The following is a 13,132-nucleotide window of genomic DNA, read 5'->3' on the forward strand; positions in this document are numbered from 1 at the left end:
CAACGACCACACCGGCCAACCCGTCAAGCGCTCGCTGACCGCCTACGACCACTAACCCTTGGCATCAATCATCTAGGAGCCCCCACCGCCATGCGCCGAGCCGTCATCACCGCCTCCGCGACCGCCGCCGGGGTCGTCCTGCTGCTCTCCCTGAAGCCGCACGACCCGTCCACCGCGGCCGCCATCTCCTCGTCCCCGGTCGCCGGCGCCCCGAAGAGCAGCGCCGGCCCGACGCCCTCCCCGTCCGCTTCCTCGACGGCCGCTTCCGGCGGCACCCGGACCGTCACCGGCAATGCCGTCAACACCCGGTACGGGCCGGTGCAGGTCCGGGTGACGTTCGACGGCAGCACGATCAGCAGGATCGACGTGATCCAGTACCCCAACCGGGACCGCCGCGACCAGGAGATCAACAGCTACGCCGTCCCGGAGCTCAACCAGGAGGCGATGGCCGCGCAGAACGCGCACATCGACGTGGTCTCCGGCGCCACCTACACCAGCGACGGCTACACCCGGTCGCTGCAGAGCGCGCTCGACCGGGCGGCGAAGAAGTGACCGCCGGTCACGTCGAACACGTGATGGGGACGGTCTTCTCCTTCACCGTCCGCGACCCCGGCCCGGGCACCGCCGACGCCCTCGCCCGGATCGTCGCCCGCCTGCACCGGATCGACGAGGTGTTCTCGCCGTACCGGCCGGAGAGCGAGATCAGCCGGCTGGGACGCGGCGAGCTCGAACTCGCCGCCTGCGACCCCGAGGTCCGGTGGGTGCTGGAGCGCTGCGCGGAGCTCGCCGCCGAGACCGACGGCTACTTCACCGCGACACCCGGCGGACGCCTCGACCCGAGCGGCTGGGTCAAGGGCTGGGCCGTCGAGGAGGCCTCCCGGGCGCTGCGCGACGCCGGCTCCGTCCAGCACTGCGTCAGCGGCGGCGGCGACGTCCAGACCGCCGGCGGCCCCTGGCGCATCGGCATCGCCGACCCGCACCGCCCCGGCGCGGTCGCCCACGTCGTCACCGGCCACGACCTCGCCGTCGCCACCTCCGGCACCGCCGAACGGGGCCCCCACATCCTCGACCCCCACACCGGCCGCCCCGCCACCGCCCTCGCCTCCCTCACCCTGGTCGGCCCCCGCCTGGCCCGCCTCGACGCCCTCGCCACCGCGGCCTTCGCCAGGCCCGATCCCCTGCCCTGGCTCACCGCCCGCGGCATCCCGGCCCTCGCCGTCCACCCCGACGGGACCCGCGAGCGGACGCCGGACTTCCCCTGACGGACCGTCCGCCCTCGCCGTCCGGCGCGCGGACCGCCCCGGTAGCGTGGCGCCGTTCATGGTGCACGAGGGGTCGGGGGCGCAGCGGTGATCGTCGGTTACGGGGCGGACGGCAGGCTCATGGACGTCCACCGGCCCGCGGGCACGTCGGGACCGGCGCCGGCGGTGCTGCTCTGGCACGGCCGGGGCCCCGACGAGCGGGACGTCCTCGCGCCGGTGGCCCGCGCGGCGGCGGAGCTGGGCGTCGTGGTGCTGGTGCCGGACTGGCGTCCGGACGCTCCGGACGGCGGGCGGGCGCAGCTGTGGGAGTCGGTCGTCTTCGCACGGCGGAACGTGGCCGACTTCGGCGGGGATCCCGGGCGGATCGTGCTCGCCGGCTGGTCGCTGGGCGGCAAGGCCGCGGTGGGTGCGGCGCTGAATCCGGCGGCGTTCGGCGGTTGGCGGCCGCATGCCGCGGTGGGGATCGCCGGCGCGTACGGGTCGTCGGCGCCGTCCACCGGCACCGTGCCGATCGACGACGTCCGCCGGGACGACCCGCTGCCGCCGGTGCCGGTGTGGCTGGTGCACGGCACCGCCGATCCGGTGGTGCCGGTCGCGCGTTCGCGCGAGTTGCACACGGCGCTGCGGGAGCGCGGGCGGCCGGTGTCGCTCGACGAGGTCGACACGGATCACGCCGGTGTCGTGCTGACCGAGTTCGTCCCCGAGCGCGCCCGCTGTCTGCCGAGCACCGCCCGTCATGCCGTCGAGGCGGGGTCGCGGACCGCCGAGGTGCTGGCGCTCGCGGCGCGGCATTCCGGCGACCGGTGAGCGGCGCTGCGGGGAAGAAACGACGGCGACTGCCGGGGTGGCCGAAAACGGTGGGTTTCGGCTGCCCCGGCAGTCGCCGTTCGGGTCCGGGGACCCGGAGGGTTACTTCTTCCGACCCGGGATCATGCAGAGGCCCGCGATCACCAGGAAGGAGACGATCGGGAGGGCGACAAACAGGCCCAGGGTCTGGCCGACGCTCAGGCCGGCGCCCGGGTCGTCGCCGTCGTCGCGTACGAGCGCCATGGCGGGCGACGACATCAGCATCATCAGCGTGGCCGCCGCGGTGACCGCACCGGCGCGCATTGCGTTCCTCTTGTCCACGTTTCCCAAGGTACCGGCCCCCTACAGCGGCTCGCCCGGCGGGGTGCGCCTGTCGGCGTGTCCCGCCGTCAGAGTGCTGAGCGGGGCGAGGGTTGCGGCGAGCGCGGCGGTGCCGGGGGCGGTGGCGATGCGGTCGAGGGTGCGGGGGGTTCCGGTGGCGTCGGCGACCGGGAGGCGCCAGTTGGGGTACTGGTCCCAGGTGCCGGGGAGGTTCTGCGGGCGGGGGTCGCGGACGGTGTCGGGCAGCCAGACGCCGACCAGGCGGGCGGGGGTGGCGAGCAGGTAGGCGTACAGGGCCTCGGGGGTGACGGGCGCGCCGTCGGGGAGCAGGCCGAGGCGGACGAGTTCGCGCTGCCAGTCGGCGAGTTCGGCGGCGGCGGCCTGCTGCTCCTCGGCGAGGGGGCGGGCCAGCAGGCCGAGCTGGTGGCGGAGGGCGACGTGGTCGCCGGTGAGGCGGGCGGCGGTGCTCGGCAGGTCGTGGGTGGTGAGGGTGGCGAGGCAGCCGGCCCGCCAGCGTTCGGGGGGCAGGACGGCGCCGTCGGCGTGCCAGTCGCGTTCGAACCAGAGCACGGAGGTGCCGAGCACGCCGTGTTCGGCGAGCCGTTCGCGGACGCCGGGTTCGACGGTGCCGAGGTCCTCGCCGATGACGGCGGTGCCGGCCCGGTGGGCTTCCAGGGCGAGGACGGCGAGCATCGCCTCGGCGTCGTAGCGGACGTAGGCGCCTTCGGTGGGTCGTGCGCCGACGGGCACCCACCAGAGCCGGAACAGGCCCATCACGTGGTCGATCCGGATCGCGCCGGCGTGCCGGGCGGCGGCCCGCAGCAGTTCGGCGTAGGGGGCGTAGCCGGTCTCGGCGAGGGCGTCGGGGCGCCACGGGGGCAGGCCCCAGTCCTGGCCGTGGGCGTTGAAGGCGTCGGGCGGGGCGCCGGTGGAGATGCCGGTGGCGAGGACGTCCTGCAGGATCCAGGCGTCCGCGCCGTCGGGGTGGACGCCGACGGCGAGGTCGTGGATCAGGCCGAGCGGCATGCCGGCGTCGGCGGCGGCCCGCTGGGCGGCGTGCAGTTGGTCGTCGACCAGCCAGGCCAGCCAGCGGTGGAACTCGATCCGGTCCGTCAACACGGCTTTCTCGGCCGCCACTTGGGGGTTGGACGGGTGGCGCAGGCCCTTCGGCCAGGAGTGCCAGGCGGCGCCGTGCACCTCCGCCAGCGCGTTCCACACCGCGTACCGTTCCAGCCACTGTCCCTCCCGGCGGACGAACGCCCGGTACGCGGCTTCCCGGCCGACGCCGCGCGGCACGGTGTGCAGCAGTTCCAGCGCCTGCCGCTTGAGCGACCAGACCGCGTCGCGGTCGATCAGCGCGTCGTGTTCCAGCACTTCCTCGCGCAGCAGCCGGGCCCGGCGGGCCAGGTCGCGGACCTCCTCGCGCCGGGTGTACTCGGGGATCGCCTCGATCCGCAGGTGCACCGGGTCGGCGAAGCGGCGGGAGGACGGGCGGTAGGGGGACGGGTCGGAGGGCGCGCCGGGCATGCCCGCGTGCAGCGGGTTGATCTGCAGGAAGCCGGCGCCGAGTTCGGCGCCCGCCCACTGGGCGAGTTCGGCGAGGTCGGCGAGGTCGCCCATGCCCCAGGACCGGTCGCTCAGCACCGAGTACAGCTGGGCGAGGAAGCCCCAACTGCGCTGCCGCGGTTCGGGGATGCGCGGCGGGGCGACGATCAGCGCGGCGCGGCCGGTCCGTTCGCCCGCCGTCACGTGCAGGGCGTGCCGGCCGAGCGGGACGTCCTCCGGCAGCCACCAGGAGTGGTCGTGGGCGAGCTCCCAGGAGCCGCCGTCCTCCAGTTCCAGCCGCACTTCGGCGTCCGCCGGCAGGTCGAGCGCGGTGCGTCGGCCCTGCCAGGCGACCACGGTGGGCGGCAGCAGCCGCCGGGCCTGTTCGGCGCGGTGCCGCTCCAGCGCTTCGGCGGCGAGCTCGGGCGTCCCCGCGTCCACGCCCAGTGCGGCGAGCACGGCGCCGAGGGTCCGCGGCGAGACCTGGACCGGCCCGGCCCCGGCGTCGTACTCGGTGTCCACCCCGTACGCGTGGGCCAGCGCCAGCAGTTCCGGTGGCGCGGGCGGGTTGTCCTCCGCCGGCACCTGCTCGGTCCCCATCTGCTCACGGTCAAGGTATGCGGCCACTCAGCGCACTCCGTCCTCGGACTCCCGAACGCCAACAGCCACAGTCCTACCCGCGCACCTGTCCGCCGACCCCGATCGACACGGCCCCGGGCCCGCGCCGGACGGGTGAACGTCCCGTCGCCGGGTTGCCGGGCGCCCCGGCGCGGCAGGACCGGCTCGGCCACGCGGGCCCTCGGCCCCCAGGTGTCGCCCCGTCATCCGCGCGGTGTCGTCCGGACGTTCGAAAGCGCAGCAATATCGTGCGATAACGGACATAGCTGCCAGGGGCGTTGACAGGGACGCGGAGAGCTGATGGGCTGGTCGGGCCGGATGGCCGCGGGGGGCCGGGGCGGGCCGGGGGGCCGGTGAACTGGGCGTTCAGGGCGAGGAGGCTCCGGTGCAGGCGCGGGTGTCGGTGGCGGCAGGACGTCGACTGCGGCAGCAGTTGGAGCAGAGCACGGCGCTGCGCGAGGTGCTGTACCACCCGGCGGCGCTGACGGCGCGCCGGACGGCGGCCCGGACGGCCCGTCAACTCGCACCGCGCGCCGCGGACCGGTTCATCGCCGACATCAAGGGCACGGACCCGCTGCTGGCCTCGGTGCGCGCCGAACGGCGGGCGGGGCGGCGCGGCAGCGCGCTGCGGCTGGCGGCGACGCTGTCGGCGGCGGCCGTGGTCGGCGGGCTGCTGATCCCCGCGCAGAGCTTCGCGGCGGAGCCGGGCGACCGCCGGGCGGTGTCCGCGGAGGCGGACGTCCCGGGCGCGGCGGAGGCGTCGCTGCCGCTGGGCTCGCTGGCGGACCCGCAGGTGTTCCCGCGCCCGCAGCAGCTGCGGCCGGGCGGCCGGCCGGTGGCGGTGCCCCGGCAGGTGACGGTGGTGCTGGCGGACGGCGCGGACGGCCCGGCGGTGGACGCGGTGCGCACGCTGCTGCACCGGGCCGGCGCGACCGAGGTGGCGACCGTGCCGGAGGCCCCCGCGACGCCGGCGGCGGGGTCGCTGGTGGTGTTCGTGGGCGGCCCGCACGAAGGCGCGGGCGGCGCGACCGACCGGGCGCTGCGCGCCCTCGCGGTGGCGGCCGGCCTGAAGGACACCGAGGTGCCGCCGCTGGCGGGCCTGCCGTCCGGCGGCCACCTGCTGGCGACGGGTCAGCTGCCCACCGCGGGCGGCGCGTACGGCGCGGTGGTGCTGGCGGGCGTCGACGGCGAGGGCACGTTCTACGCGACGCAGAGCCTGGCGCAGCTGCTGTCCCCGATCGGTCCGGGCCAGGGCCAGGGCGCGGTGGGCGACAAGGGCTTCCCGGGCGTGCTGGTACGGGACTGGCCGAGCGGCGCGCCGGTGCGCGGCACCGCCGAGTCGTTCTACGGGGAGCCGTGGAGCGCCGCGCAGCGGCTGGCGGCGATGGACTTCCTGGGCCGCACCAAGCAGAACTTCTTCCTGTACGCGCCGGGCGGCGACCCGTACCGCTCCAGGCGCTGGCGCGAGCCCTACCCGGCCGATCAGGTACGGGAGTTGACGGATCTGGCGGGCCGGGCCCGGGACAACCACGTGACGCTGGCGTACGCGGTGAACCCGGGGCAGTCGTTCTGCTTCTCCTCGGGCAAGGACCTGGACGCGCTGGTCGCCAAGCTCGACGGGCTGCGCCAGCTGGGCTTCCGGGCTTTCCAGCTGGACTTCGCGAACGTCTCCTACGACGAGTGGCACTGCGGCGCGGACCGCCGGAAGTTCGGCACCGGCCCGGCGGCGGCGGCGAAGGCGCAGGCCGCGGTGGCGGCCGCGGTGCAGAAGCGGCTGGTGGCGCCGCACCCGGAGCTGGCGCCGCTGGCGGTGATGCCGACGGAGTTCCAGAAGCAGGGCGCGACGCCGTACCGGTCGGCGCTGGCGGCGGCGCTGCCCGCCGAGGTGCAGGTGGTGTGGAGCGGCGGCGCGGCGATCGCCAAGCAGGTGACGGCCGGCCAACTCGCCGACACCGCAGGCCTGTTCCACCGCCCGCTGGTGACGCTGGACAACTACCCGGTGAACGACTCGGCGCCGGACCGGCTGTTCCTGGGCGGCTACGGCGGCCGGGACGCCGAGGTGGCGCAGCGCTCCGCGGTGCTGCTGACCTCGGCGATGAGCCAGCCGGTGGCGTCCCGGATCCCGCTGGCCACCGCCGCGGACTTCGGCTGGCAGCCGGCCGGGTACCAGCCGGAGCAGTCGCTGTCCTCGGCGCTGCGGCTGCTGACCGCCGGCCCGGCGCAGCAGGCCGCGGTGGCCGCGCTGGCCGGCAACAGCGCGTCCTCGGCGCTCGGCGGCAAGGAGTCGGCGTACCTGGCGCCACTGGTGGAACGGTTCTGGGCGGCCGCGGAGCCGGCCTCGGGCGGGGCGGTCGACCAGGGGAAGCTGCGGGAGGCGGCGCAGCCGCTGCGCGACGCGTTCACGGTGATGGCGGACGCCCCGAGGGCGCTGGCCGCCGACCCGCTGGGCGCGGACGCCGCGCCGTGGCTGGCCCGGCTCTCGGCGTACGGCAGGGCCGGCCGGGCCGCGCTGGACATGCTGACCGCGCAGCACGCCGGCGACGGCGCGGCGGCCTGGCAGGCCCGGCTGGAGCTGGGCCGGCAGCGGTCGGTGCTGGAGCAGAACCCGGTGACGGTCGGCAAGGGCGTGCTGGACCCGTTCCTGGACCGGGCGGTGAAGGCCGCCGACACCTGGGCGGGCATCACCGCCGGCGCCTCCCCGACCACCACCATGGGCACCGCGCACGACCACGGCCCGGCGCTGATGGCGGACGGCTCCGCGCAGACCTTCTACTGGTCGGCGGCGCCGCCGCAGGTCGGCGACAGCTTCGGCCTGGACCTCGGCACCGCGAAGCCGTTGGGCACCGTGACGGTGCTGATGGGCGGGCGGGGCGACGACCCCGACGCGGCGTCGGCCACCGACGACTACCTGCGCGACGGGGTGCTGGAGTACTTCAGCGGCTCGGGCGGCTGGCAGCAGCTGGCGACGGTGCACGACCAGCGGGTGGTGATCGCGAACGCCCCGGCGGGCGCGGTCGCCAAGGCGGTGCGGCTGCGCGCCACCGGCGGGCAGAAGACCGCGGTCGCGGTGCGCGAGTTCACCGCCGGCGCCCCGGGCGTGGTGGACGCCGAGGTGAGCGGCCCGCCCGCGGTGCCCGGCTCCTCGCCGGGCGCGGTGCTGTCGGGCGACCCGGACTCGGCGTTCCGGGCGGCGGCCCCGCCCGCCGCGGGCGGCGCCCCGCTGACCGTGGAGCTGGGCGCGGCCCGCCCGCTGGACCGGCTGACGGTGCTGACCGACCCGACGGTGCGCGCCGAGGCGACCGCGCAGGTGCGCCACCCGGACGGCGCCTGGGTCGACCTCGGGCCGGTCCACCCCGGCTACAACGAGCTGCGCGCCGACGGCGCCCCGGTGGACTCGATCCGCCTGGTGTGGCGTCCCGGCGGCGAGGCCCCGGTGGTCAACCAGGTGATCCCCTGGTACGCGGACGTCCCCGCGGCCCGGGTGACGCTGGCCGATCCGACGCTGGACGTGGTGGCGGGCGCCGCCGCCCCGGCGCAGACCCGGGCCACCGTGGAGTCGGGCCGGGCGGACGCGCTGACCGGCCGGCTGACGGCGGAGGTCCCGGCGGTCGCCAAGGGCCTGACGGTGACACCGGCCCCGACCGTGACGGTGCCGCGCGGCGGCCGGGCCACCGCCCCGGTGCAGGTCTCGGCGGCCGCCGACACCCCGTCCGGCACCTACCGGGTGCCGGTGGTGTTCACGGCGGGCGGCCTGACGGTCCGCCAGGAGCTCCAGGTGCACGTGGTCCCGCCGACCGGCGGCCCGGACCTGGCCCGTTCCGCCACCGCCTCCTCCTCGGGCGACGACAGCGGGAAGACCCCGGCGGCGGCGATCGCCGACGGCGACCCGAAGACCTCCTGGACGGCCCCCGCGAAGGACGACGCCTGGGTGCAGCTGCGGCTGCCGCAGACCGCCCGGCTGGGCACGGCGGTGCTGCGCTGGGGCGACGCGTACGCCTCCCGGTACCGGCTGGAGACCTCGTCCGACGGGGTGTCGTGGACCACCGCGGCGGTGGTGGAGAACGGGCAGGGCGGCACCGAGACGGTCCGCTTCGACGCCCAGGACGCGCAGTACCTGCGGGTGCAGGGCGTCAGCCGGGCCGGCCGCTACGGGTACACGCTGTCCGCCGTCGAGCTGTACGGCGTCCAGGCCCCCTGACACGCGGCGGGCCGCCGACGCTCCCGCTGCGGGGTGCGCCGGCGGCCCATGAGGCGTACCGAATGTCGTGTCGGGCAGGCCCTTGTCTGGTCAGGCGGAGAGCGGAGCGTGCTGCTCGCCGCGGCGGACGGAACGGGTGCGGACCGGGGACGGAACGGCGGGCGGCAGCTCCGTATGGTCGTGGTGTTCGAAGTCCCGGAACTGGTCGAGGCCGCCGTACGGCTCCAGGTAGGGCCGCCAGCGGGGGTCCTTGATCCCGGTGCCGATGACCCGCCAGGCCAGGCCGCTGGGCGCGGCCGGGGGGCGCTTCATCCGCCAGCCGAGGTCGGCGAGGTGCCGGTCGGCCTTGGTGTGGTTGCAGCGGCGGCAGGCCGCCACCACGTTGTCCCAGCGGTGCTGACCGCCCCGACTGCGCGGGATCACGTGGTCGACGCTGGTGGCGGCGGCCCCGCAGTACACGCATCGCCCGTGGTCGCGGGCGAACAGCGCGCGCCGGGTGAGCGGCACGGGGCCTCGGTAGGGAACCCGCACGAAACGGGTCAGTTTGACGACGGACGGCGCCGGAACGGCGCTGGTGGCGCTGTGCAGAGTGGTTCCCGCGTCCTCCAAGGCGATCGCCTTGTGATTGAGGACCAGGATGAGTGCGCGTCGCATCGAGACGACACCGAGTGGCTCGTACGACGCGTTGAGGACAAGGACATGCGGCACGGGGCCTCCTTGGACGCCTGCGGCGCGTGGCTCGCGCCGAGTCGAGCGGGCGATCGTGCCCCTTGCGGGACGCGATCTCCCTCAGTGTCGCCTTACGCCCTCGTACGACGCCACCATTTCTCTGTGAACGGGCCACCGGCGCAGGGTGGATCTTGCGCGACCGCCCATAGGCGGTATGCCCAGCTCGGGACCCTCCTGCACCCACCGTGGCCGGGGCGGTGCGGACGGTGGCCGGAACCGGTCCGACCGGCCGTCCGGGCGGGTGAACGAGGTCGCGGGGCCCCGATGGCCAGGCCCTAGAGTGGGGCGATGCTCGCCGACGACACTCCCCCCGACGCCGCCACGCCGACCTTCAACCTGCCCACCAGCGCCGCCGAGGTGACCGACTCCACCCGGCAGGCCGCCAGCTGGCTCGACGACAACTGGCAGGGCTGGCTGATCGACGGGCTGCGGATCGTCTTCATCATGCTGCTCGCGCTGATACTGCGGGCGGTGGTCCGCAAGGTCATCGACAAGCTGGTCGCCCGGATGGGCCGCCCCGCCGAGGCCGACAACGACCACGGCGTGATCGGCGGGCTGCTGGCCAACAGCGGCGTCGTCAACACCGAGCGCCGCCAGCAGCGTTCCGAGGCGATCGGCTCGGTGCTGCGCTCGGTGGCGTCCTTCAGCATCCTCGGCACCGCCTCGCTGATGGCCCTGTCGGTGCTCGGCGTGGACCTGGCCCCGCTGCTGGCCTCCGCCGGTGTCGCCGGTGTGGCGATCGGTTTCGGCGCCCGCAACCTGGTCACCGACTTCCTCTCCGGCGTCTTCATGATCATGGAGGACCAGTACGGCGTCGGCGACGAGATCGACACCGGCGTCGCCACCGGCACCGTGCTGGAGGTCGGCCTGCGGGTCACCAAGCTGCGCGGCTCCGGCGGCGAGATCTGGTACATCCGCAACGGCGAGGTCAAGCGGATCGCCAACATGAGCCAGGGCTGGGGCACCGCCTCGGTGGACGTCCAGGTCGGCTACAAGGAGGACCTGGAGCGGGTCGAGCTGCTGATCACCGAGGCCGCCGAGCAGCTCTCCAAGGAAGCCCCCTACGACGAGCTGATCTGGGGCCGGGTCAAGGTCCTCGGCGTCGAGTCGGTGGCCGTCGACTCGTTGGAGCTGCGGATCGAGGCCCGCTGCACGCCCGGCAAGTCCGCGCAGGTCTCCCGCGCGCTGCGGCTGCGCATCAAGGCCGCGTTCGACCTGGCCGGCGTCAAGCTCAAGGAGGAGGCCCCGGCCGCCGTCCCCGCGCAGGCCGCCGCGCCCGAGATCCTGCCGCCGTCCGCGCTGTCCGACCCCAGCTCGGCGCGCTCGCTGGCGGCCAAGCCGATACCGACCCAGCCGTAACGCGACGCACCGACGGCCGGGGCCCCGGGAGTTCGAACTCCCGGGGCCCCGGCCGTCGCTGTCACGGCGTCAGGCTCGACCGGCGTCAGGCGCGACGCCTCCGCACGGCGATCAGCACGCCGGCGCCGGCCGCCAGCAGCGCCACTCCGCCGACCAGGGTGTACCTGAGGGCGGTGTCGTCCGTGCCGGTGAAGGCCAGGCTGCCGCCCGACGGCTGCGTCGGGGCCTGGGTGGGCCTCGGCGTCGCCGGCGGGGTGGGTGCCGGGGTGGTGGGCGGCGGGGGGAGCAGCTTGTTGACGGCGGTGGTGGTGACACCGTCCGCCAGGTGCTCGTCGTCCAACACGACCGGGCCGAGGACCGGCTGCTCAGGGGTCTGGTAGCCCTTGGGCGGGGTGACCTCCTGCCAGTAGTACGTGCCCTGGTCGACGGTCGCGGCGCAGGTGCCGTCCCCACCGGTGGTGCAGGGCTCGCCGACCTTGGTGTCCTTGTCCTGCTGCAGCCCCTCGGTGCCGTTCGACTCCCGCCACAGCTGGAAAACGGCCCCCGGCAGCGGCTTGCCGTCCTGGTCGTTCTTCACCAGGCGCAACTCGCCCTGCTGGGGCGTGAACCCGAAGTCGAAGCCGTGGTCGTTCTGCCCCGGACCGCCGGTGGTCAACGCCCGCTCCGCGAACTGCCCGTGGGCGTCGGCCTTGGCCGGCAGCCAGTGGTACAGCGGGCCGCCCTTCGCGTAGTCGGCCGGGTTGTCGAGGCGGACGGTGTAGGCGGTGTTCGGCTTCAGACCGCCGGTGACGTTGGTGTCGTCGAAGTAGTACTCACCGCGCTCGGTGGTCTTCGCCGTGCCGACCTTCTTGCCGTCCGCGTCGTACAGGTTGACGGTCACTCCGGCGGCCGACTTCTGCTGCGGGAGCTGCTGACCGGAGCGCTCCGGGTCGTACCAGACGCGGTTGCCGATCTGCAGCGGGGCACGGTCGCAGAGCACTTCGAGGTCGCCCATCGAGGTGCCCTTGCCGAAGGCCGCACGCTGGTTGAGCGGGTTCAGGCGCACCCCCGCACCGGGGTCCACGGTGCCGTCGCGCAGGGTGAAGAGCGGGCCGTAGCCGTAGGTGGTGTCGTCCGGGTCGACGCCGGCGGCGGCGATGGAGGTCTCCACCTTGGAGAGCGCCAGGCCCGCGTAGGCGGCGTTCGGGTGGTAGGTGACGCCGTTGAGGGTGACCCGGTGGGAGTCGAAGAACTTGGTGCCGCGCGGGCCGAGGCCGCAGCCGCCGTTGACGTCCATCACGTACGTGCCACCGGACTTGCAGGCCTTGTCCAGGTCACCGTTGGCCCAGACCGGGGCCGTCAGGTTCGCGCCGGAGACACGGTCGGCGGCCCGGTCGCGGAAGGCCAGCAGCATCGAACCGTCGGTCTCGAAGCCGATCTCGCCGAGCACCGGTTCGGGCTTGGCGAACCCGGCCCCGCCGCACGGCTTCCCGCCTTCGCCGGCCGGCCAGACGTCGGTCCACGGATACCAGCCCGCACCCCGGCAGAGCGGGTCGGCGGCCCGGAAGTAGGACGGCTGGCGCGGGTAGTCGAGCGGCTGGTCGAGCACAGCTGTACCGAACTTCCCGGTGGCCGGGTCGAACGGCAGCACGATCGCCCGCAGGTCCTCGGTCTTCTGGGTGGACTGGCCGGAGCAGACGCCGCCGACGTACCCGACACCGTCCTGCATGCCGAGGCCGAACGGCCGCCAGTCGTCCGCCGACGGGCAGTCCGGCGTCCGAACGGCGTACACGGCCTTGGGCTTCTCCACCGTCTTCGCCGTGGCGTCGTACCGGTACAGCTTCCGGTCGTGGAGGTTGACCACGTACAGGTCACGGCCGTCCTCGCTGAGCTTCAGCCCGCCGAGACTCTCCTTGCCCGGCGCCGCGATGAAGCCTGCATCGTCGCCCGCGTGCGCGGTGGCGCCGGCGCCGGGGACGGTGGTGAACAGTGCGGTCGCCTTCGTCTCCGGGTCGGTGACGTAGATCGCGCCCGGCCCGCCCGGGCCGTAACCGGTACCGGACTTGGCCTGCGCGGAACTGAACAGCCGCCGGTCGTCCCGGTTCCAGGCCAGACCGAACACCGTGCCGGTCTGCGCGCCGGTCGCCAGGTCGGTCACCTGCCCGGAGGCGTCGGCCGACTTACGGGTCCGGTACGGGAGGCTCACCAGGGTGTGCCGGTCGGCCGGTTCTCTGGTGGCGGGCTGGCAGGCGGTGGCCAGCGGGGCGTTCTGCTGGCAGTAGTCGGCCGGGTTCCACAGACCGGTCGTCAGCGT

Annotated in this window: 9 protein-coding genes; 5 read left to right on the forward strand and 4 right to left on the reverse strand. The window is 75.0% G+C overall.

The genetic code is table 11. The annotated features are described in order from the left end of the window. Positions 1-90: 90 nt before the first annotated feature. From IEZ12_RS31485 to IEZ12_RS31495, 3 genes are all read left to right on the forward strand, one after another. Entirely contained in the window at positions 91-552 is a 462-nt protein-coding gene (locus IEZ12_RS31485; protein ID WP_189276932.1) for an FMN-binding protein, read from the forward strand. 23 nt (positions 553-575) lie between these two features. After that, the gene (locus tag IEZ12_RS31490; RefSeq protein WP_189277000.1) at positions 576-1,262 is read left to right on the forward strand and encodes an FAD:protein FMN transferase; all 687 of its coding nucleotides are present in this window, start codon (positions 576-578) and stop codon (positions 1,260-1,262) included. Between the two features lie 87 nt (positions 1,263-1,349). Next, positions 1,350-2,069, forward strand: a complete 720-nt coding sequence (locus tag IEZ12_RS31495; RefSeq protein ID WP_229848391.1) for an alpha/beta hydrolase — start codon at positions 1,350-1,352, stop codon at positions 2,067-2,069. A 102-nt stretch (positions 2,070-2,171) separates the two neighbouring features. On the opposite strand, the gene psbW is transcribed toward IEZ12_RS31495, so the two are convergent. Both psbW and malQ read right to left on the reverse strand, forming a co-directional pair. Next, positions 2,172-2,390: a photosystem II reaction center protein PsbW gene (gene psbW / locus IEZ12_RS31500; protein ID WP_083462161.1), complete on the reverse strand. Its 219-nt coding sequence runs from the start codon at positions 2,388-2,390 to the stop codon at positions 2,172-2,174. A 21-nt stretch (positions 2,391-2,411) separates the two neighbouring features. Next, positions 2,412-4,535, reverse strand: a complete 2,124-nt coding sequence (gene malQ / locus IEZ12_RS31505; protein WP_189276934.1) for a 4-alpha-glucanotransferase — start codon at positions 4,533-4,535, stop codon at positions 2,412-2,414. A gap of 403 nt (positions 4,536-4,938) precedes the next feature. Here malQ and IEZ12_RS31510 point away from each other — a divergent pair, with 403 nt between their 5' ends. Continuing rightward, a complete protein-coding gene (locus IEZ12_RS31510) occupies positions 4,939-8,751 on the forward strand; it encodes a glycoside hydrolase family 84 protein (RefSeq protein ID WP_268250285.1) in 3,813 nt (1,270 codons plus the stop codon). 90 nt (positions 8,752-8,841) lie between these two features. Here IEZ12_RS31510 and IEZ12_RS31515 read toward each other — a convergent pair whose 3' ends face one another. Then, positions 8,842-9,459: an HNH endonuclease gene (locus IEZ12_RS31515; protein ID WP_043909950.1), complete on the reverse strand. Its 618-nt coding sequence runs from the start codon at positions 9,457-9,459 to the stop codon at positions 8,842-8,844. Between the two features lie 309 nt (positions 9,460-9,768). On the opposite strand from IEZ12_RS31515, the gene IEZ12_RS31520 reads away from it, so the two are divergent. After that, positions 9,769-10,839 carry a mechanosensitive ion channel family protein gene (locus tag IEZ12_RS31520; RefSeq protein WP_100589661.1) on the forward strand — a complete coding sequence of 357 codons (1,071 nt, stop codon included), beginning with the start codon at positions 9,769-9,771 and terminating at the stop codon, positions 10,837-10,839. A gap of 85 nt (positions 10,840-10,924) precedes the next feature. Here IEZ12_RS31520 and IEZ12_RS40200 read toward each other — a convergent pair. Continuing rightward, positions 10,925-13,132: SpaA isopeptide-forming pilin-related protein (locus tag IEZ12_RS40200; RefSeq protein ID WP_268250286.1), on the reverse strand; the 2,208-nt coding region annotated here is incomplete at its 5' end.

The sequence above is a fragment of the Kitasatospora griseola genome, from assembly GCF_014648555.1.
Taxonomy (GTDB): Bacteria; Actinomycetota; Actinomycetes; order Streptomycetales; family Streptomycetaceae; genus Kitasatospora; species Kitasatospora griseola.

Bases quoted from the DNA above. Each gene is read 5' to 3' on its own strand.
- IEZ12_RS31485 (WP_189276932.1), top strand. From the start codon at position 91: ATGCGCCGAGCCGTCATCACCGCCTCCGCGACCGCCGCCGGGGTCGTC.
- IEZ12_RS31490 (WP_189277000.1), top strand. From the start codon at position 576: ATGGGGACGGTCTTCTCCTTCACCGTCCGCGACCCCGGCCCGGGCACC.
- malQ (WP_189276934.1), bottom strand. From the start codon at position 4,535: ATGGGGACCGAGCAGGTGCCGGCGGAGGACAACCCGCCCGCGCCACCG.
- IEZ12_RS31520 (WP_100589661.1), top strand. From the start codon at position 9,769: ATGCTCGCCGACGACACTCCCCCCGACGCCGCCACGCCGACCTTCAAC.